The sequence below is a fragment of the Longimicrobium terrae genome (genome assembly GCF_014202995.1).
GTDB lineage: Bacteria > Gemmatimonadota > Gemmatimonadetes > Longimicrobiales > Longimicrobiaceae > Longimicrobium > Longimicrobium terrae.
On sequence record NZ_JACHIA010000002.1, the window covers coordinates 558,485 to 578,333 of the forward strand.

Below are 19,849 nucleotides of genomic sequence, written 5' to 3' on the forward strand. Positions count from 1 at the left end.
TTCCATGAACATCTCCTATCGCTGGCTCCAGTCCCTCGCGCCCGGGCTCCGCGGCACACCGCAGGAACTCGCGGAGCGCCTGGCCCTGCTCGGCGCGCCGGTGGACGAGATCACCGACCTGGGCGCGGACATCGGCGACGTCGTCATCGCGCGCGTGGAAGACGTCCGCCAGCACCCCAACGCCGACCGGCTGCGCGTCTGCACCGTCAACGCGGGCGGGGCGGAGACGCTGCAGGTCGTGTGCGGCGCGCCCAACGTGGAGGCGGGCGGGCTGTATCCGTTCGCGCCCATCGGCGCCACGCTGCCGGGCGGGCTTGAGATCAAGAAGGCCAAGCTGCGCGGCGAGGTGTCGGAGGGAATGCTCTGCTCCGCGCGCGAACTGGGCCTGGGGCGCGATCATGGCGGATTGATGACGCTGCACGGCGACTTTGCTCCCGGCGCGAACTTCCGCCAGGTGCTGGGGCTGGATGATCACCTGCTCGTCGTCGATGTCACGCCCAACCGCGGCGAGCTGCTTTCGCACGTGGGCGTGGCGCGCGAGGTGGCCCCCGGCGGCGTGGACGGCGTGGCGCTCCCCTCGTTCGGCGGGAAGGCCGCATCGTATTCCGTCACGCCCGGGCGCAAACACTGCGACGCGCTGGGGATGAACGTGGAGATCGAGGATGAGGACGCCTGCATGCGCTACATGGGCGCCATCGTCCGCGGGGTGAAGGTAGGGCCGTCGCCGGAGTGGCTGGCGTCGCGGCTGCGCGCGGTGGGCCTGCGCCCCATCAACAACGTGGTGGATGCGACCAACTACGTCCTGCACGAGTTGGGGCAGCCCATCCACGCGTTCGATCTGGCCAAGCTGCGCGGCAGCCGCATTTCCGTCCGCGCGGCGCGGGACGGGGAGACGCTGACCACGCTGGACGGGGTGGACCGCCCGCTCGCCGCGACCCATCTGGTGATCGCGGATGGCGAGGGGCCGGTGGCGCTCGCCGGGGTCATGGGTGGCGCCAACAGTGAGGTGGATGAGGGGACGACGGAGCTGTTCATCGAAGTCGCCCTCTTCGCCTCGGCGCGCGTGCGGCGCTCGGGGCGGCCGCTGGGGCTCTCGACCGATGCCTCGTACCGCTTTGAGCGCGGGGTGGACCCGGAGGTTCAGCCGGCGGCCCTGCAGCGGGTCATCGACCTGATCGTGGCCACAGCGGGTGGGCAGGCGCAGGGCGCGGTGGATCTGGTGCCGCACCCGTTCGAGCGCCGCGCCGTGGGGCTGCGGCCGGAGCGCGTGCGCCAGGTGCTGGGCGTGGAGCTTTCGGCGGAGGAAATGCGCGGCCTGCTGGAACCGATCGGCTTCGAGGTGAACCCGCGCGCCACGCCCATGCGCGTGCTGGTTCCCGGTTTCCGCCCGGACGTGACGGGGGAGATCGACCTGATCGAGGAACTGGCGCGGCGTCGCGGCTACGACACCTTCGCCGAGGAACTGGTGCCGCATCGCCCCTCCGCCGTCCCCGAGCACCCGATCGTGGCGGTGGAGGCGCGGCTGCGCGCGCTGTTCGTCCGCTGGGGATTCATGGAGGCGCGCACCATCCCGTTCGCCCCGGAGTCGGGCGGCACCGTGCCGCTTCTGACGCCGCTGTCCGCGGAAGAAGGGTTCCTGCGGTCGAACATGGTGCCGGGGCTGCTGCGGCGCGTGCGCCACAACTTCGCCCACGCCGTGCGCGACGTGCGGCTGTTCGAGATCGGCTCCGTCTTCCACGCCCCCGTCGGCGGCGGCGCGGGCGAGGAGCGGCGGATCGCGGCGGCCTTCACCGGCGGCTCGCGGCCGGCGCACTGGTCCGGTCCCGCGCCGGAGTGGGACCTGTGGGACCTCAAGGGACTGCTGGAGGAACTGGCGGCGGAGTATCCCGAGGGACGCGTGGAATCGGAGGATGGAAAGCTGGTCCTCCGTGCGGCGGATGGCGTGATCGGCGAGGCGCGCGTCGCCACGGCGGACGAGGTGGATGCGCCGGCGTGGGCGGGAGAGGTGCTGGTGCTGGAGGCGCGCCTTCCGTCCATCGCCATCAGCCGGCGCGCGGTGCGGCACCGCGAACTCCCCGTGCACCCGGGCTCGGAGCGGGATCTGGCGCTGCTGGTGCCCACGGCCATCGCGGCGGGAGAGGTGGATTCCACCATCCGCGGCAGCGCGGGCGATCTGCTGCAGTCCGTGGCGCCTTTCGACCTGTACGAGGGGAAGGGGATTCCGGAGGGAACGCGCAGCATCGCCTTCCGCCTGCGGTACCGCGCGCCGGAGCGCACCCTGACGGACGCGGAGGTGGATGAGTCCGTGACGCGCGTCCTGACCGCGCTCGAGGAGCGGCATGGCGTCCGACGCCGCTGAGTCCCCCGCCGTGCCGCCGCCGCTTCCGTCGGAACTCCAGGGATGGAACCGGCTGGAGCGGGCCGCCCGTGCCGCCGCCATCGCGCTGCACGAGTGGCGCAGGCGCGCGACGGAGGCGGAAAACGAGGTGCAGCGGCTGCGCGGCGAGTTGGAGCAGGTGAACGCGCTGGGCTCGCTTCCGTCCGTACAGTCGGGGGATGAAATCCGCCGGCTGCGCGCGGAGAACGCCGTGCTCACCAGCCGCGCGACGGAGGCTCGGCAGCGCATTTCGGGGCTGCTGGCGCGCCTCGCCGTGCTGGAGAACCGCCCATGAGCCCGCGCAAGCCGCCTCCGCCGCGCCACACCGTCGCGGTGGAAATCGCGGGCGAGCGCCACGTGCTGCGCTCGGACGTGTCGCCGGAATACACGCGCTCGGTGGCGGAACACGTGGATTCCATGATCCGCTCGCTGCCGTCGTTTCCCACGCTGGAGCCGTTTCGCGCGGCCACGCTGGCGGCGCTTTCCATCACCGACGAGCTGTTCAAGGCCCGCGAGGAGATCGCCCGGCTCCGCGCCGAGATCGAGCGCAGCGTGGAAGACGTGGCGTCGCTGCTGGAGGAAGCGGTCAACAGCGAGGCGAGCGGTTCGGGGGAGCGCCCCGCCTGATCCTTCATCACTGGTACGACCGGGCTCGTTCTCCCCCAGAGGACGACCAACGCGAACAGGCCGCCGGATTCCCGGCGGCCTGTTCGCGTTTTCTGTGATGGTCAGCCCGCGGCTGCATCGCGTGGCCGCATCATCCCATCCCCTGTCATCCTGAGCGAGCGGCGACGACGCGCTCTCCCGTACACCGTTCCATGCAGCGAGTCGAAGGATCTTGCCACATTCCCGGCTTCACGTGCCGCGGCCCTGAGTCTGAACCGTCCCCCACCTGCCGGGCACCGGCGGGCTGCCGTGGCGAGATCCTTCGACTGCGCGCCATGATTCGGCGTTGCGGACGGTCCGGCGCGGCGCTTCGCTCAGGATGACAAGCCTCTGGGCCAACCGCGATCCGCGTCGGCGACCAGTCGGACTCTCTGTTTCATGCTCGTCTACGGATCAACTGTCCTGCTTCTGCTTCAGCCGATTGGCTTCATCCGCCGCGAATGCAGGGTTGTTGCGGTTTTGACGATACTCGCGTCGTCCTCCCGCGACAGGCGAGGCTGGCTTCCGCCCCGGTCCTGCGCGAGCGGCAAGGGGCCGCCGGTCTTTAGATCGTCGCTCATGAAGCCTCCTTGGATGTGAATCGGCATGCGAGACCGCTCCCAATGCGACTCAACTTTGATGCCGAATTTCCTCGGCATCAGAAAAAACGCAGGCCCGCCGGTATCCGGCGGGCCTGCGTTTTTCGATCCGATCCTGATCTACGAGCCCGCGATCTCCAGCACCATCGCGCCGTGGGCGGGAAGGGAAACGGACGCGCCCTGGTGCGCGCCGCCGGCCAGCAGATCGCGCGCGCCGTTCAGGCTCACGCCGGCGGGGGTGACGCGAACGGGGCGGGGGCGCGTGTTCACCAGCACCACCGCGTTCCCGCGGCGGTACGCGATCACGTCGTTCGCCTGGTCCGTCTGCACCGCGGCCAGATCGCCGGACACGAACGCGGGGTGCGTGCGCTCCAGGTCGATCACGTGGCGGTAAAAGGCGCGCGCGGCGTCGGCGCCGGACAGCGACCACGACACGGGCTCACGGACGAACAGGCCGAGCTTCTGCGGGCTTTCCACCTCCTGCCCGTTGTACAGCAGCGGCGTGCCGGGAAGCAGCGCCATGGTCAGGAAGGCGGCCCGCGCACCCGCCGCGCCGCCAAAGAGCGTTATGGGCGGCTGGTCCCACGCGGTCTCGTCGTGGTTGGTGCTGAAGCGCATCCGCATTCCGCCGTTGGGAAGCGAGCGCACGTCCGCGATCTCCGCGTCCACGAACGACGACGCCGGCCCGCCCTTCCACACTTCCTTGAGGCGGCTGTACGACGGCCACGAATACGTAAGGTCGAACCCCAGGTCGTGCATCCGGGGCGCATCCCATTCCGCCAGCAGCAGGATGGACCGCCCGGCGCGAAGCTGCGGCACCGCCTCGCGCCAGAAGTCGTCGGGAACGAACGCGGCCACGTCCACACGGAACCCGTCGATGCCGAACTCATCCAGCCAGTAGCGCATTTCGCCGATCATGGCGCGGCGCAGGCCGGGGTTGCCGTAGTCGAGGTCCGCCACGTCCGTCCAGTCGGTGAGCTTGCCGTCCGCGTCGCGCGGAACGGTCATCCGCCCCTGCTCGTCGCGCGTGTAGAACTCCGGGTGCTCGGTGGCCCAGCGGTGGTCCCACGCGGTGTGGTTGGGCACCCAGTCCAGGATCACCTTGAGATTGCGCGCGTGCGCCGCCTGCACCAGCGCGCGAAAGTCGTCCTTGGTGCCGTAGTCCGGATTGACCTCGTGGTAGTCGCGAACCGAGTAGCTGGAACCGAGCGGATCCTTGCGGTTCAGGACACCGATGGGATGGATGGGCATCAGCCACACGACGTTGGCGCCGGTCGCCTGAATGCGGTCCAGCCCATCGATCACCCCGCTAAGGTTGCCCGCGGGCGAAAAGTCGCGGACGAACACCTCGTAGAGCGCAGTGTTGGCCACCCAGCCCTGGTTGGTCGCGCCCGCGGGTCCCGCCGGTGCGGCACCCGGCTGCGCGGCGGTCCGCCCCGCGGGTGCACAGGCGCCGGCGAACGCGCTTCCGGCCACGAGGGCGGCGTACAAACGTCTCATGACGACGATCCGTTCAGCGTTGTCGAGAAATGATCGGTGGAGCCGAACGGTCCCGTCCGGCGGCGCGGAACGTTATCCGCCGAACTATGCGCGGCACAAGAGCACATCGCGCGCATCGTCCCGAGACGAGGTCAGCGCTCGCACGCGCCGGATGGAGCGGGGCGCACCTCCAGGATCTCGTGCACGTCCAGCTCGCGGGGAAAGCGGGATTCCCACCTGCGGGCCAGCCACCGCGGACTGGCCTGGCCCCGCACGGTCACGCGGTACAACGCCGTCGTATCATCGCCCACCGTCCACGCGGGACGCGGCTCCTTACGCTGCCGGTCCCGCAGGTCATCGCCAAAATTCCACGCCTCCCCGGTCCCGCAGGGGTGGAAGGCGGAGTTCCACGCGCCGGTGGTCACGCCCGAGTAGATGCGGACGGAATCGCTCGGACGGATGAGCGAGTCGACCGCGGACAGCGCCTGGTACATCCGGATCGCGTCCGGCGACGTCGGCCAGCGGGGGTGATCCTCGGGATTGTCGTACGCGTACGTGCGGTAGGCGTCCTCGCGGCGCGTTTCCACCCGGAACCCCCATCCGTCCAGCACCACGATGCTGTCCGGCGCGAAGGTGGAGGGATCCGGCAGCGTGTCCAGGCCGTGTTCGTCCATGCGGCGCAGGACGGCGGCCCAGTCCGGTTCGCGGACAAAGCGGGCGCGGCAGAACGCTGTGCGCCACACGCGCCGCATGCCGGCGCAGTTTCCCTGGTGGGAGTAGAGGATCAGGTCGTGAAAAGTCTCGCCCTCCGGGTCGCGGTCCTCCCCGCTGAGGTCGAACTGGGTGGGCCAGTACCACAGGAGTTGGCCACTGACCCCGGCCGGCGTCTGCACGATGCGGTACAGATGCAGCGGATAGCCCATGGTGACGGGCCAGACGCGGACTTCCCGGGTGCCGTTCGGCAGCCGCACCGCCTGCAGCGGCCGTAGCCCGGACAGCCTGAAGAGATCGTTCTGAAGCTCGTTGGGCTGGAACGCGGGCGCGGCCGGCTGGCCGGGGGACGGGAGCGGCCCCGCGTGCCTCCCGGCGTGCGAGCAGGCGGCGAGCGCGGCGGCCACGAGCAGAATGCGGATCTTCATCGCGCGCGGAGGGCAGGGGAGGGGCGGATGACGGGCGGGGCGGATGAACGGCCGCGGCGCTGCTCCGGAAAGTGGAACCGGGGGCGCGGTTCATCAACCCCGTCCGCCGCAACGCACGCAGGCACCGCCCGGATCGGGGGTCGCGGCCGCGCGGAGGCGCCGTGCGGAACGGGGCTCCGGGGCCCGCCCGGGCTTGCCCGGAACCGTGTAGTGGACGTATGTTTTTTTGTTGCGCGCGCGTGACACGGCGCGCCTGAAGCAGAATTCAGTTGCACGGTGGCGGGAGTTCGGCTCTGCCACCGATTCTTTTGGCTACACCCCGCGGCTCCGGCCGCGCTGACATAAAAATCCATGAACATTCTGTTGATCGTCGTGGCCGCGGTGCTGGGCCTGGCCGCCGGCTTCTTTGGCGGGCAGTCCGTCATCCAGGGCCGCCTTCGCGCCAGCCGCGCCACCGCCGAAGACGAAGCCGCCCGCATCCGCTCCGCGGCGGAGGCCGCCGCCGAAAAGGAAGCGGAAAGCCTGCGCAAGAGCGAAGTGCTCAAGGGGCGCGAAGAAGCCATCCGCGCCCGCGAAGCGTGGGAGCGCGAGGAAGCCAAGCGCCGCGACGAGGTGGACCGGCTGGAGCGCCGCCTTCAGGAGCGCGGCGAAATGCTGGACCGCAAGATCCACCAGTTGGATGAAAAGGGCGACGCGCAGGAACGCCGCGCCCAGACGCTTACGGAGCGCGAAAAGGCCGTGGAAGTGGAGGCGAACTCCGTCCACGCCCGCATCGCCGAGGTGCAGCACCGCCTGGAGTCGCTGGCCGGCCTGAGCGCCGACGAGGCGCGCCGGCAGCTCATCCACGACCTGGAAGAAGAGGCCCGCGCCACGGCCGGGCAGCGCCTGCGCGAGATCAAGGAAGAGGCCCGCCGCGACGCGGACCGCGAGGCCAAGAAGATCATCTCGCTCGCCATCCAGCGCATCGCCGCGGACCACACGGCCGAAACGACCGTGTCCGTCGTGTCGCTCCCGTCCGACGAGATGAAGGGGCGCATCATCGGCCGCGAGGGGCGCAACATCCGCGCGTTCGAGCAGGCGACGGGGATCGACGTCATCATCGACGACACGCCGGAAGCGGTTGTGCTGTCCGGATTCGATCCCATCCGCCGCGAGGTGGCGCGCATCGCTCTGGACAAGCTGGTGTCCGACGGGCGAATCCACCCCGGCCGCATCGACGACGTGGTCGCCAAGGCGCGGCTGGACGTGGACAAGGGAATGCGCGAGGCGGCGGAAGAAATCATGTACGAGCTGGGGATTCACGGCGTGCATCCCGAGGTCGTCAAGGTGCTGGGCCGGTTGAAGTTCCGCACGTCGTACGGGCAGAACCAGCTGCTTCACGCCAAGGAAGTCGCGCTGCTGGCGGGAAACATGGCGGCGGAGATGGGCTTCGACACCACGATGGCGAAGCGGATGGGGTTGCTGCACGACGTGGGCAAGGGGATGACCCACGAGCACGAGGGAACGCACGTGGAGCTGGGGTGGAACCTGGCCAAGAAGTACGGCGAGCCCGCGCAGGTGTTGAACGCCATCAAGGCGCACCACGACGAAGAGCCGCACATGTTCCCCGAGTCGTTCCTGGTGACCGCGGCGGACGCCATCAGCGGATCGCGGCCGGGCGCGCGGCGGGAAATGTTCGACACGTACGTCAAGCGGCTGGAGAAGCTGGAGGAGATCGCCACCTCGTTCCCGGGCGTGGAGCGCTGCTTTGCCATCCAGGCCGGGCGCGAGCTGCGGGTGATGGTGACGCCGGAAGTGGTGAGCGACGAGGACATGACGCGCCTGAGCGAAGAAACGGCGCGCCGCATTGAGGCGGAGCTTCAGTATCCGGGGCAGATCAAGGTGGTGGTGATTCGCGAAACGCGCGCGGTGGACTTCGCGCGCTGATCCGCCGGGCGATAGATTGCGGCCTTCCGGGCCGGACGAGGGGGCACGGTACGTGTCCCCTTTGTCGTTGGGGAAGGGAAGACGAACTTCGGAGAGGGGGAGAACGACGGCTCCGTGTGCTTCGGACAGCCCGGCGCGGCGGCGGGCACCCCTCTCCCCCCGGCCCCCTCTCCCGCAAGCGGGGGAGGGGGAGACCTCAGCGCCAGGGCGGATTACGGCACAGGGGCGGTAAGTTCGAACTTTGACGGATTGGGAGAACGGCGGGTCCGTGTGCTCCGGTTGGTTCGGCGCGGCGGCGGGCAGCCCTCACCCCCCGGCCCCCTCTCCCGCAAGCGGGAGAGGGGGAGACCTCAGCGCCGACTGGAGGTTCGGCGCGGATCTCGGGCGGTGAGGTGGTTCAAGCCCCGAACGGGGCGCGAATAGCGCTGTGTCGGGGGTTCCCGCTGTTGGAGCGGCGGATTTATTCGCTCTCGTTCGGTGGGGGCCGCCGGTGGGCCGTCGTGCGCGGCCGCCGTCGCACTCACGCACTAACGCACCCCGCACTCACGCACTTCAGTTCGAAAGGTTCGCCACACGTGAGGATTCTCTTCGTCGCGGACGTCATCGGGTCGCCGGGGCGGCGCACGCTTACCCAGCTTCTGCGCCTCGTAAAAAAGGACGTCAACGCCGACGTGGTGGTGGCCAACGGCGAAAACTCCGCCGGCGGCTTCGGCATCACGCCCGAGATCGTGCGCGAGTTCCGCGAAACCGGCGTGGACGTCATCACCACCGGCAACCACGTGTGGGACAAGAAGGAGATCCTTCCCCTTCTCAAGACCGAGCCGCGCCTGCTGCGCCCGCACAACTATCCGCCCGGCAACCCCGGCCGCGGCTCCGTCGTCATCGAGGCCGCCGGCCGGCGCCTGGCCGTGCTGAACCTGCAGGGCCGCACCTTCATGTCGCCCATCGACGACCCCTTCCGCGCGGTGGACGGGCTGCTGGCGGAACTCAAGGACGAGGCGGACGTCTTTGTCGTGGAGTTCCACGCGGAGGCCACGAGCGAGAAGCAGGCGTTCGCGCGCTACCTGGACGGGCGCGTGGCCGCCGTGGTGGGCACGCACACGCACGTGCAGACGGCCGACGAGCGCATCCTTCCCAAGGGCACGGCGCGCATCACCGACCTGGGGATGACGGGCGGGATGGACGGCATCATCGGGATGAAGTGGGAGCTTTCCGTGGAACGGCAGCTGACGCTGACGCGCGGCGAGCGGCTGCAGCCCGCGGACGGCGACCTGACGCTGCAGGGCGCGGTGGTGGAAGTGGACGCGGGGACCGGGCTTGCGCGGTCCATCGAACGGGTAAACGTTCCCTACGAGCGCGTGCTCCAGGGCGAATTCCGGAAGAAATAGACGTGGCCAGGATCATCGACGGAACGGCGATCGCGCGCGAAATCCGCGCGGAGGTGGCGGCGCAGGTGGCGCAGCTTCGCGCGGAGGGCACCGTGCCGGGGCTCGCCGTCGTGCTCGTGGGCGGCGACCCCGCCAGCGAGGTGTACGTGCGCAGCAAGACCCGCGCGTGCCAAGAAGCCGGCATGCACTCGCGCCTGCTCCAATTGCCGGAGACCGCGACGCGCGAAGAGCTGTTCGGCACCATCGACGGGCTGAACGCCGATCCCGACATCCACGGCGTCCTCGTTCAGCTTCCGCTTCCCCCGCAGCTGAACGCCAAGGAGTTCCTGGAGCGGGTGAGCCCGGCCAAGGACGTGGACGGCTTTCATCCCAACAACGTGGGGCGCGCGTTCGTCGGCGATCCGCAGGGCTTCGTTCCCGCGACGCCGGCGGGGATCATGGAGCTTCTGCGGCGGGAACGGATCGACACGCACGCGCAGCACGCCGTGATCGTCGGACGCAGCCTGATCGTGAGCAAGCCGCTGGCGTCGCTGCTGATGGCGCCCGGCGCCAACTCGACTGTCACCCTCACCCACCGCCACACGGTCGATCTCGCGCAGTACACGCGCATGGCCGACATCCTCGTCGTCGCGGTCGGCAAGCCGGGGCTGATCACGGCGGAGATGGTGAAGCCGGGCGCCACGGTCATCGACGTGGGCGTGACGCGCGTGGACGATCCCTCCAACCCGCGCGGCTACGTGATCCGCGGTGACGTGGATTTCGAGGCCGTGGCGGAAAAGGCGGGCGCCATCACCCCCGTCCCCGGCGGCGTGGGGCCGATGACCATCGCCATGCTGCTGCGCAACACCATCACCGCCGCGCAGCGCGTGCACGATCGCGCATCCCGAAAGGCAAAGGCGGGCGCGCGGTGACGTGGGACCTGTTTTCGTCCGCGGATCCGCCGCCAAAGGAGCCGGAAAAACCCAAGGGCCGCGGCGCTGCCAGGACCCGGGGCACGGCCAAGGCACCTGAGTTCTCACGCGGACCGGACATCAACGAGGCGAGCAACGAGGACATCGCGCGCCGCGTGGCCGCGCAGCAGGCGGACGCCGGTTTCCTGGATGAGGACACCGGACCCGTTATGCCGCGCCGCGCCGGGCCGGAGGGCGGATGGACGCCTTCGACCGTTAACGCCGCCGCGCGCGCCCTCATCGAAGGCACCTTTCCGCCGCTGTGGGTGAACGGCGAGGTGAGCAACTTCACCAAGGCGCGCTCCGGGCATTGCTACTTCAGCCTGCGGGATGAGGATTCGCAGATCCGCTGCGTGATGTGGCGGGACGAGGCGCGGCGCCTGCCCACGATGCCCACCGAGGGGATGGCCGTGCGCACGCTGGGCCGGCTGACGCTGTACGAGGGCCGCGGCGAGTTCCAGATGGTCGTTTCCGACCTGGAAGGGCGCGGCGAGGGGCTGTGGAAGCTCGCGTTCGATCAGCTGCGGACCAAGCTGGAGATGGAGGGATTGACGTCGCCGCTGCGCAAGCGGCCGCTGCCGGAGTACCCGGCGTGCGTGGGTGTCGTCACTTCCTCCACCGGGGCGGCGGTGCGCGACATCATCTCCGTGATCCGCCGGCGCGCGCCGTGGACGGAGATCATGCTGTCCGCCGCGCGCGTGCAGGGCGAGGGCGCCGCGGACGAGGTGGCGCGCGCCATCCGCCTGATCGCGCGGGCCGGCTGCGCCGATGTGCTCATCGTGGGGCGGGGCGGGGGATCGACCGAGGACCTGTGGGCGTTCAACGAGGAAGCCGTCGCCCGCGCCATCGCCGAATCACCCATCCCGGTCATCTCCGCCGTGGGGCATGAGACGGACTTCACCATCGCCGACCTGGTGGCGGATCTGCGCGCGCCCACGCCCTCCGCCGCGGCTGAGGCGGCGGTGCCGGACGGGGCGCAGCTGCGGCGTGGCGTGGCGGAGCTGGGCGGGCGCCTGGCCCGGTGCACGCGCGAGCGGCTGCAGGACGCGCACGAGTCGCTGCTGACCGCGCGGCTGGATCTGCGCGACGTGGCGGAAAGCGTGCTGGCGGGGCGCCGCGAGCAGGTGGCGGGGATCGCGGGAAAGCTGCACGCGCTTTCGCCGCTGGCCACGCTGGCCCGCGGCTTCGCGGTGCCCATCGCCCCCGGCGGCCGCGTGCTGCGCACCACCGCGGAGTTCGCCCCCGGCCAGGAGTTCCGCCTGCGCGTGGCGGACGGGTCCGTGTCGGCGCGGGTGGAAGGCGTGGACCCGGAATAGCTTGGAGCGGGAGGCGTAGTCCACGGCGGCCCCCACCCGGGCTCGTACTACTCGCCCACCCTCCCCCAAAAAAGACTGGGGGAGGGTGGGCCGGGGGGACGGTTCGGCTTGTCCAGGCAGAGTCTCTTGCGAGGAGAGTATGCGGCAGCGGATTCGGGGGACGACGCAGGGTATTGATGCGGCGGCGCGGCGGCTTCGCGCGGACGCGACCAGCGCGGAGGAGGCGCTGTGGGGCGCGCTGCGGAAGAACCAGATCGCGGACCTCCGTTTCCGGCGGCAGCACCCGGTGGGGCGCTTCGTGCTGGATTTCTACTGCCCGGCGCTGCACTTGGCGATCGAAGTCGACGGCGACGTGCACGAACAACTGGTGGAGCGCGACTCGGAGCGGACGCGCGCGCTGGAGGCGCACAACTACCGCGTCGTCCGCTTCCGCAACGACGAGGTGCTCACGGATCTGCCCGCCGTCGTCCGTAAAATCACGGCGCTCGCAGAATCCATGAGCAACGCACGACAGCCATAGCCACGCCCAACCCTCCCCCAGTCTTTTTTGGGGGAGGGTGGGCCGGTGGTGCCGGCCCGGGTGGGGGCCGCCCTGAAGCAAGCCGAAACAAACGCGATCTTCATGTCTGAGAATACCCTGTCTTCATCCGCCCCCAGCTTCGAGGCCGCCCTCGGCCGCCTCACCGAGATCGTGGGCCGCATCGAGGGCGAGCCGCTGGAACTGGACGAGTCGCTTTCCCTGTTCGAGGAAGGCGTGCGCCTGCTCCGCGTGGCGGAAGGCGTGCTGGAAAGCGCCGACGGCCGCATCCGCCAATTGATGGACGACGGCGCCGGCGGCCACCGCTTCACGGACTTCGCCGAGCCCGCGTGACCATGCACGCCGTTCCCGCCAGCGACCGCGCGGACCTCGCCGCGTTCCTGGGCCGCGAACGCGCCCGCGTGGACGCCGCCCTGGACGCGCTCGTCCCCGGGCTGGCCGCCCGCGCCCCGGCCCCGCTCGCCGAGCCGATCCTGTACGCGCTGGGCACGCCGGGCAAGCGCCTGCGCCCCGTCCTCTGCGTGACGGCGTGGAGCGTGGTGCGTCCGGGACCGGTGCCGGACGCCGTCTACCACCTGGCCTGCGCGCTGGAGATCATCCACACCTACTCGCTGGTGCACGACGACCTGCCGTGCATGGACGACGACGACCTGCGCCGCGGCCGCCCCACCGTGCACGTCGCGTTTTCCCCCCGCGCGGCGCTGCTGGCGGGCGCCGCGCTGATCCCCGCGGCGGTCCGTGTGCTGGACGACGCGGCGCGCGAGCTGGGCGCGGGCGCGGCGCTGCGCGGGCGGCTCGCCGCCGAACTGTGCGACGCGGCTGGCGCAAACGGAATGGTCGGCGGGCAGCAGCTGGACCTGGAGGGCGAGGCCGGAACAGTCGTGGACGGGGCGGGGCTGGAGCGCATCCACCGCGCAAAGACGGGGGCCCTGCTCGCCGCCTCGCTGCGGATCGGGGCGCTGGCCGCCGGTGCGGACGACGGCGTGCTGCGGGGGCTTACGGTCTACGGGCGCGAGCTGGGGCTGGCGTTCCAGATCGTGGATGACGTGCTGGACGTCACCCAGGCGGACGCGGTGCTCGGCAAGACGGCCGGCAAGGACGCCAGCACGGGCAAGGCGACCTATCCATCCATTTTCGGCCTGGAGCGCGCGCGGCAGATGGCGCGCGAGCGCGTGGACCGCGCGGTGGACGCGCTCGCCGGCGCTCGGATCCCCTCCCCGGAACTGCGGGCGCTAGCCGCCTACGTGCTGGAGCGCGACCGATGAACCAGCTGCGCTGGTTCTTTGAGCCGTTGATCGGGTGGAACCCGCCGCTCGCCCCCGCGCTGCTGGCGATGATGACGGCCCAGGCCTTCAAGTTCCTGCGCACCCTTTTGCGCCGGAACCGGCCGGACTTCACGCGGCTCATCGGCACGGGCGGAATGCCGTCCGCGCACTCCGCCTCGGTGACGGCGCTGTCCACGGCGGTCGGAATCGGCCACGGGTGGAACACGCCGCTCTTTGGCGTGGCGGCGTTCTTTTCGCTCGTCATCATGTACGACGCCACCGGAATCCGCCGCGCCGCGGGACGCCAGGCGCGCTTGCTCAACCGCCTAGTCGCGGAACTGCAGGAGCACCACACGCTGGATTTCGAGAAGCTGGGCGAGCTGCTGGGCCACACGCCGCTGGAAGTGCTGGTCGGCGCCGTGTACGGTGCGCTGCTCGCCTTTCTGCTGCATCCATGACCGCAAAGGGGATGATGATGACCGGCCGATACCTTCGCATCGCGTTCGTGCTCGCGATCGCCCTTCCGTTTTCTGCCCGGGACGGGCGCGCGCAGGCAGCGGGTTCAGCCGCGGCCACCCGGACGGTGCGCGAGATCTGCCCCGCCGCCGAGGCCCGCATCGCCACGCGCGACGGCGAGCGGATGGACGGATGCCGCGCGGTGACGGACGCCCGGCTTCTGCTCACGGCGCCGCTGGCCGGCTCGCAGGTCCCGCCCGACGCCGTGGATTCGCTGAGGATCCAGGGCAGCTCCGACCCGGAAACGACCCTGCTGCTGGCCTCGGTCTTTGCGGGGGTGGGGCTCCTGGTCGATCCCGGGTACTCAGGCAGGGGTGCCTGTCGCAAAGAGAGTGCGGCACCAACCGGGAGCGGATCATCTCGGGAACCACCGGTGCGTTCCTGGGCGCCGTCGGCGAGCGGTACGTGGGTCCGCAGCTCCGCAACCTGCTGGGCCTGAAGCCCTGAGGATTCGTCAGGGCAGGAATGCTCCGCAATCGCTGCATCGGAGAGGATCGACCTCCCGCAGCAGCGGGGCCCGGAATCGAGTGCGGGCAGGCGCCACCCGCGGCGCGCTGCCTGTTACCCGCTGCATGATGGTCCAAGAGGAATGACCGCCGTTCGTTTTCTCCGCGCCGCGCTCGTGCTGGCGATCGCGCTCCCGTTTTCCGCCCGCGATGGGCATGCGCAGGCGGCGGACACCGCCCGCATCACCCGGGCTGTGCGTGAGATCTGCCCCGGCGCACAGATTCGCGTCTCCCTGCATGATGGTGAGCGGATGGAGGGACGCTGCGGCGCGGTGACGGATGCCCGGCTTCTGGTGAGAACTCCGCAGGGGAATGCACAGATCCCGCTGTCCGGCGTGAAAACGCTCTGGGTTCAGCGCTCGTACCCGACGGAAGCAACCGTCCTTCTGGCCGCGGCGGGAGCCGGAATCGGGTTCCTGGTCACCCCTGAGCGCTCCAGCGCGGAGTGCATCGCCAAGGGCAACTGCAGCAACCGCCGGGATCGGATCATCTCGGGAACGACCGGGGCATTTGTCGGCGCCCTCGCCGGGCGGTTCGTGGGCCCGCGCATCCTGAGCTGGGTGCGCCTCGCGCCGTGAGGCGTGTTCCGAACGGATGTTGAGGGCTTGCCGCTCCAACCGCCGTCCTCGGGGAAGAGCAGGACACCAATCCGGGCTGGCCGGCGCGGCCGATGCGCCTTGTCCATCCATCCACCGCATGATGATCGAAAAGGGAATGACCGCCGTTCGTTTTTTCCGCGCCGCGCTCGTGCTGGCGATCGCGCTCCCGTTTTCCGCCCGCGACGGGCATGCGCAGGCGGCGGACACCGCCCGCATCACCACGGCCCTGTGGACAGCCTGCCCCGGCGCCTGGCTGCGCGTGGCCACGGTCGACGAACAGCGGGTGGAGGGACGCTGCGGCCGCGTGGCGGACGACCGCCTCGCGCTCACGAAGCGCAGGCTGGAATCGCGCATCGCGCTGCCCAGCGTGGATTCGCTGTGGATCCGCCGCTCGTACACGCCGCAGGCCACCGTCCTTCTGGCCGCGGTGGGCGGCGCGGCGGGGACGCTGCTCAACGGGCGCACGCCGGAAGGCGAGTGCATTCCCATGTACGGCTGCGGACGAAACGAGCAGCGTGCGCGCGACATCATCATGGGCGCCACCGGGGCGCTGATCGGCGCGGCGGCGGGGCTGTACGTGGGACCCAGAATCCGTGGCTGGCGGCTTCTGGTGCCCTGACGGAGGTCGTCCCGAGCGTCCGGAGAGGGTGCGGGGCAGGGGGCGGATTGCGGGCCGATGTTGACGGCCCGCGCTTTGCTTTGTACCATAAAGTAACGGATCGGCCAACGCCGCGGCGCGGTGAATGCGGCCATCCGGGGCCGGACGGTTGGATGAGCGGCGTTCAGGACGTAAATTGGACGGGTGCCCGGCTGGCGAGACCGCCGGAACCCAACATCGCAGATCAAATACGAGGAGCCCCCGTGGCGCTTCTGGATACGGTCAGGACCCCCGAAGACGTGCGCGCGCTGCCGGAATCGGAACTTCCGCAGCTCTGCGCCGACGTGCGCGATCGCATCATCGACGTCGTTTCGCGCCACAAGGGTGCGCACTTCGGCTCCAACCTGGGCACGGTGGAGCTGACCGTGGCGCTGCACCGCGTCTTTGATACGCCGCGCGACCAGCTGATCTGGGACGTGGGCCACCAGGCGTATCCCCACAAGATCCTCACTGGCCGCAACGACCGGCTCGACAGCATCCGCAAGCGCGGCGGCCTGTCCGGCTTCCTGCGGCGCGACGAGAGCGAGTTCGACGTCTTCGGCGCCGGGCACGCGGGAACCAGCATCAGCGCGGCCGTGGGCGTGGCGGCGGCGCGCGACATCAAGGGCGAGGACTTCGAGGTCATCGCCGTCATCGGCGACGGCTCGATGACGTGCGGGCTGCCGTACGAGGCGCTCAACAACGCGGGGCACACCGACCGCGACGTCATCGTCGTCCTCAACGACAACCAGATGTCCATCTCCCCCAACGTGGGGGCGCTGCACAAGTACCTGGGCATCCACAAGAAGCTCACCGACGTCCGCACCTCGCCCCTCTACAACAAGGTGCGCGCGGAAGTGAAGCGCCTCGTCCACCAGGCGCCCAAGCTGGGCACCATCGGCGAAATGCTTGAGCACTTCGCCGTGCGCGCGGACGATGCGATGAAGGGGATGTTCGTTCCCGGCATGCTGTTCGAGGAACTGGGCTTTCGCTACGTGGGCCCGGTGGACGGCCACGACATCGAGGCGCTGGTCAGCACGTTCGAGCAGGTGCGGCGGATGGAGGGACCGCGCCTGGTGCACGTCCTGACCACCAAGGGCAAGGGCTTCGCGCCGGCCGAGGCGGACCAGGTGAAGTGGCACGCCGCCGCGCTGTTCGACCGCGATACCGGCGCGCCGCTCAAGAAGGCGTCCGCGGGCGGGCTGCCGCGCTACCAGCAGGTGTTCGGCGAGGCGCTGACGGAGCTGGCCACGGAAGACAAGCGCGTGGTGGGCATCACCGCCGCCATGTCGACGGGGACGGGGATGGACATCTTTCAGGCCGGACATCCCGACCGCTTCTTCGACGTGGGGATCGCGGAAGGGCACGCCGTCACCTTTGCCGCCGGCCTGGCGACGCAGGGGCTGCGTCCCGTCGTCGCCATCTACAGCACGTTCCTGCAGCGCGCGTACGACAACATCGTGCACGACGTGGCGCTGCAGGACCTGCCGGTGACCTTTGTGATGGACCGCGCCGGGATCGCGGGCGACGACGGCGCCACGCACCACGGCGGCATCGACATCGGCTACATGCTTTCCGTCCCCGGTCTCACCATCACCGCGCCGCGCGACGCGGACGAGCTGATCGGGCTGCTGCGCACCTCGCTGGAGCACGACGCCGGGCCGTTCAGCATCCGCATCCCCCGCGACGCCGTGCCCGCGCTACCGAAGCCGGTGGCGGAGATCCAGGCCGTTCCGTACGGCACCTGGCAAACGCTGCGCGAGGGGCGCGATGTGGCCATCCTGGCGACCGGCACGATGGTGAACCCGGCCGTCGCCGCGGCCGAGGCGCTGCAGCGCGAGGGGATTTCGGCCACGGTGGTCAACTGCCGCTTCATCAAGCCGCTGGACGAGGCCGCGCTGGAGCGCCTGTTCCCGCACCATCCGCACGTGTTGACGGTGGAGGAGGGGACGGTGGCCAACGGCTTCGGCGCGTATGTGCGCAAGGCCATCGACGACCGCTGGCCGCAGGTGGCGGGCGCCTCCATGGGCCTTCCGGACGCGTTCGTGGAGCACGGCGAGCGAGCGGAACTGCTGGCGGACCTGGGCCTGAACGCGGACGGGATCGCCGCGCGGGCCCGCGCGCTGCTGGGCCGGCCGCTGCGGTCGCTGGCCGAAACGGCGTGAGCGCCGCGGAACGCGGGCCGCGCCGCATTGGCGTCGTAGGGCACTCGCACTACGGGATGCTGCAGGAAACCCTCACCCGTCTGGCGGATTTCGCCCGGCGGGAGGGGGTTCTGCTGTTCTACGAGCCGCCGCTGCGCGAGTACGTGGGCGACGGCGAGCTGCTGACCCCGGAGATGTGCGCCGGGCTGGACCTGCTGCTCACGCTGGGCGGGGACGGCACGCTGCTGCGCGGGGCGCGACTCGTCGTGCGCGAGGGCGTCCCGGTGCTGGGCGTGAACCTGGGGCACCTGGGGTTTCTGACCTCCGCGCCGCGCGACGGAATGGAGGACGCGCTGGAAAAGTGGATCGCCGGCGACTTCACCATCGACGAGCGGATGGCGCTGGAGTGCCACGCGGAGACCGCGGACGGGGAGCAGGGCAGGCGGCACCTGGCGCTGAACGACGCCGTGCTGCACAAGACCGGCGCCGCGCGCGTCATCCGGCTGGCGGTGAGCGCGTACAAGGACGTGGTGGGCAGCTACAGCGCGGACGGAATCATCCTGGCCACGCCCACGGGGTCGACGGCGTACTCGCTTTCCGCCGGCGGGCCCATCGTAGCGCCATCGGTGCACTGCATCATCGCCACGCCCATCTGCCCGCACACGCTGGGGGTGCGGCCGCTGGTGCTGCCCGCGGACGAGACGATCACCGTGGAGGTGCTGTCCCCTACGGAGGAACTGATTCTGACCATCGACGGGCAGGACCACGAGCGGCTGGTGCCCGGGCAGAAGGTGGTTGTCTACCGCGCGCCCAGGCCGGTGCGCCTGGTGCGCTTCGACGGCCAGACCTTCTTTTCCACCCTGCGCCGCAAGCTGCGCTGGGGCGACCTGGTGGAGCGCGAGTAGGAGCGGTTCGCTGGCTGCCGCGCGTGATGCCTGCAGCGGGAAGCTGCGGAAATGGGAGAAGCCAGGCAAACCAGCGCCTGTCTTCTCCCATTGTTTCGCGGGCACCCTGCTGGACTGAGAGTGCGAACGGGACTGAACGCACCCCGATAAATCGTGCAGGGTCGAACGAGCTTCCAGAAGCGCTCTCGAGCGCTCTGATCGTGCAATGTTCCGTGATGCGATCGACGCGCCGATCTTGAGTTCACTCCAGGCGACCGGAATAATGCCTAGTTCTGCCGGATGAGGGCTGGGCTCTTTGCCTGGAGCAGAAGAGGACGAGTGCACACTGGGTGCACTCGTCCTCTTCTGTTTGCCTGACGCGGCAACCCTGCTGGACGGAGTGGGCAAACAGAACGACGTGCGGGTCCCGGCCGCTATCGAGGCGCGGCCAGGGAAAGATCAGGTCAGCCGGCGGCAGTGCACTTGGTGCCCGTGTTGAAGCAGATCACGTTGCCGTTCTTGTCGAAGGTAACGTCATACTCCTTCAGATCGCCGCCGGTCTCATTGTCGACCTGGGCAGCAAGCGGGGCGGAGACGCAGGCGAGGAGCGAGAGGGCGTAGATGACTTTGCGCATTGGCTTTTTCATGAGGGGTTGAGGAAAGTTGACTGCGAGGCGGGTCAGGAGACGACGAAGCAGCCGGACCCGGCGGCGACACAGTAGACGTGCCCGGTGAGCGGATTCACCATCAGAGCGAACTCCTTGGGCGTCTTCACTTCGTTTTCTTCCTGAGCGGACGCGGCGCGGGCGCCGGCGCCGATGGAAACCACCGCAATCGCGGCGAACACGATACGAGAGACTTTGATGCGCATCTTGGATCTCCAGAGAGGTATTGGAAGGTGAACTTCAAGCAGGTCCCACTCCGTCCAGGGAGGATGACCG

At 69.9% G+C, this 19,849-nt stretch carries 21 protein-coding genes; 16 read left to right on the forward strand and 5 right to left on the reverse strand.

The window, feature by feature from the left end:
- The first annotated feature begins 4 nt into the window (after positions 1-4).
- From pheT to HNQ61_RS05740, 3 genes are read left to right on the forward strand one after another with little or no spacing between them, the layout of a single operon-like run.
- Positions 5-2,359, forward strand: a complete 2,355-nt coding sequence (pheT, locus tag HNQ61_RS05730) for a phenylalanine--tRNA ligase subunit beta (protein ID WP_170037388.1) — start codon at positions 5-7, stop codon at positions 2,357-2,359.
- Complete coding sequence (locus HNQ61_RS05735) at positions 2,340-2,672, forward strand: hypothetical protein (RefSeq protein ID WP_170037385.1); 333 nt, start codon at positions 2,340-2,342, stop codon at positions 2,670-2,672. Before pheT ends, HNQ61_RS05735 begins: the two co-directional genes overlap by 20 nt.
- Positions 2,669-3,004 (forward strand): cell division protein ZapA, encoded by a 336-nt coding sequence (locus HNQ61_RS05740; protein ID WP_170037382.1) that lies wholly within the window; start codon positions 2,669-2,671, stop codon positions 3,002-3,004. The genes HNQ61_RS05735 and HNQ61_RS05740 overlap by 4 nt, the downstream gene beginning before the upstream one ends.
- 452 nt (positions 3,005-3,456) lie before the next feature.
- Here the strand turns inward: HNQ61_RS05740 and HNQ61_RS05745 are convergent, their stop codons facing one another.
- The 3 genes from HNQ61_RS05745 to HNQ61_RS05755 all read right to left on the reverse strand — a co-directional run bounded on the left by HNQ61_RS05745 (position 3,457) and on the right by HNQ61_RS05755 (position 6,239).
- Positions 3,457-3,603 carry a hypothetical protein gene (locus tag HNQ61_RS05745; protein WP_170037379.1) on the reverse strand — a complete coding sequence of 49 codons (147 nt, stop codon included), beginning with the start codon at positions 3,601-3,603 and terminating at the stop codon, positions 3,457-3,459.
- Between the two features lie 138 nt (positions 3,604-3,741).
- Positions 3,742-5,121: an alpha-amylase family glycosyl hydrolase gene (locus HNQ61_RS05750; RefSeq protein WP_170037376.1), complete on the reverse strand. Its 1,380-nt coding sequence runs from the start codon at positions 5,119-5,121 to the stop codon at positions 3,742-3,744.
- A 131-nt stretch (positions 5,122-5,252) separates the two neighbouring features.
- Positions 5,253-6,239 (reverse strand): hypothetical protein, encoded by a 987-nt coding sequence (locus HNQ61_RS05755; protein WP_170037373.1) that lies wholly within the window; start codon positions 6,237-6,239, stop codon positions 5,253-5,255.
- A 351-nt stretch (positions 6,240-6,590) separates the two neighbouring features.
- On the opposite strand from HNQ61_RS05755, the gene rny reads away from it, so the two are divergent.
- The 13 genes from rny to HNQ61_RS05820 all read left to right on the forward strand — a co-directional run bounded on the left by rny (position 6,591) and on the right by HNQ61_RS05820 (position 18,929).
- Complete coding sequence (gene rny, locus HNQ61_RS05760) at positions 6,591-8,165, forward strand: ribonuclease Y (protein ID WP_170037370.1); 1,575 nt, start codon at positions 6,591-6,593, stop codon at positions 8,163-8,165.
- A 575-nt stretch (positions 8,166-8,740) separates the two neighbouring features.
- Positions 8,741-9,553: a TIGR00282 family metallophosphoesterase gene (locus HNQ61_RS05765; RefSeq protein WP_170037367.1), complete on the forward strand. Its 813-nt coding sequence runs from the start codon at positions 8,741-8,743 to the stop codon at positions 9,551-9,553.
- Between the two features lie 2 nt (positions 9,554-9,555).
- Entirely contained in the window at positions 9,556-10,464 is a 909-nt protein-coding gene (locus tag HNQ61_RS29495) for a tetrahydrofolate dehydrogenase/cyclohydrolase catalytic domain-containing protein (protein WP_170037364.1), read from the forward strand.
- 209 nt (positions 10,465-10,673) lie between these two features.
- Positions 10,674-11,819 carry an exodeoxyribonuclease VII large subunit gene (xseA, locus tag HNQ61_RS05775; protein ID WP_170040351.1) on the forward strand — a complete coding sequence of 382 codons (1,146 nt, stop codon included), beginning with the start codon at positions 10,674-10,676 and terminating at the stop codon, positions 11,817-11,819.
- Between the two features lie 139 nt (positions 11,820-11,958).
- Complete coding sequence (locus HNQ61_RS05780; protein ID WP_170037361.1) at positions 11,959-12,339, forward strand: endonuclease domain-containing protein; 381 nt, start codon at positions 11,959-11,961, stop codon at positions 12,337-12,339.
- A gap of 102 nt (positions 12,340-12,441) precedes the next feature.
- A complete protein-coding gene (gene xseB, locus HNQ61_RS05785) occupies positions 12,442-12,690 on the forward strand; it encodes an exodeoxyribonuclease VII small subunit (RefSeq protein WP_170037358.1) in 249 nt (82 codons plus the stop codon).
- Positions 12,691-12,692: 2 nt separating this feature from the next.
- Positions 12,693-13,622, forward strand: coding sequence for a polyprenyl synthetase family protein (locus HNQ61_RS05790; RefSeq protein WP_170040349.1), 930 nt, complete (start codon positions 12,693-12,695; stop codon positions 13,620-13,622).
- Positions 13,619-14,080 (forward strand): divergent PAP2 family protein, encoded by a 462-nt coding sequence (locus tag HNQ61_RS05795; protein ID WP_170037355.1) that lies wholly within the window; start codon positions 13,619-13,621, stop codon positions 14,078-14,080. Before HNQ61_RS05790 ends, HNQ61_RS05795 begins: the two co-directional genes overlap by 4 nt.
- Complete coding sequence (locus tag HNQ61_RS05800; RefSeq protein ID WP_170037352.1) at positions 14,077-14,577, forward strand: hypothetical protein; 501 nt, start codon at positions 14,077-14,079, stop codon at positions 14,575-14,577. The genes HNQ61_RS05795 and HNQ61_RS05800 overlap by 4 nt, the downstream gene beginning before the upstream one ends.
- Before the next feature lie 183 nt (positions 14,578-14,760).
- The gene (locus HNQ61_RS05805) at positions 14,761-15,222 is read left to right on the forward strand and encodes a hypothetical protein (protein ID WP_170037349.1); all 462 of its coding nucleotides are present in this window, start codon (positions 14,761-14,763) and stop codon (positions 15,220-15,222) included.
- 136 nt (positions 15,223-15,358) lie between these two features.
- Positions 15,359-15,862 (forward strand): hypothetical protein, encoded by a 504-nt coding sequence (locus HNQ61_RS05810; protein ID WP_170037346.1) that lies wholly within the window; start codon positions 15,359-15,361, stop codon positions 15,860-15,862.
- Positions 15,863-16,104: 242 nt separating this feature from the next.
- Entirely contained in the window at positions 16,105-18,045 is a 1,941-nt protein-coding gene (dxs, locus tag HNQ61_RS05815; RefSeq protein WP_205761891.1) for a 1-deoxy-D-xylulose-5-phosphate synthase, read from the forward strand.
- The gene (locus HNQ61_RS05820; protein ID WP_170037340.1) at positions 18,042-18,929 is read left to right on the forward strand and encodes an NAD(+)/NADH kinase; all 888 of its coding nucleotides are present in this window, start codon (positions 18,042-18,044) and stop codon (positions 18,927-18,929) included. Before dxs ends, HNQ61_RS05820 begins: the two co-directional genes overlap by 4 nt.
- Before the next feature lie 443 nt (positions 18,930-19,372).
- On the opposite strand, the gene HNQ61_RS05825 is transcribed toward HNQ61_RS05820, so the two are convergent.
- The gene (locus HNQ61_RS05825) at positions 19,373-19,543 is read right to left on the reverse strand and encodes a hypothetical protein (protein WP_170037337.1); all 171 of its coding nucleotides are present in this window, start codon (positions 19,541-19,543) and stop codon (positions 19,373-19,375) included.
- Between the two features lie 44 nt (positions 19,544-19,587).
- On the reverse strand, positions 19,588-19,779 hold the full coding sequence (locus tag HNQ61_RS05830; protein WP_170037334.1) for a hypothetical protein: 192 nt from the start codon (positions 19,777-19,779) through the stop codon (positions 19,588-19,590).
- Positions 19,780-19,849 lie beyond the last annotated feature (70 nt).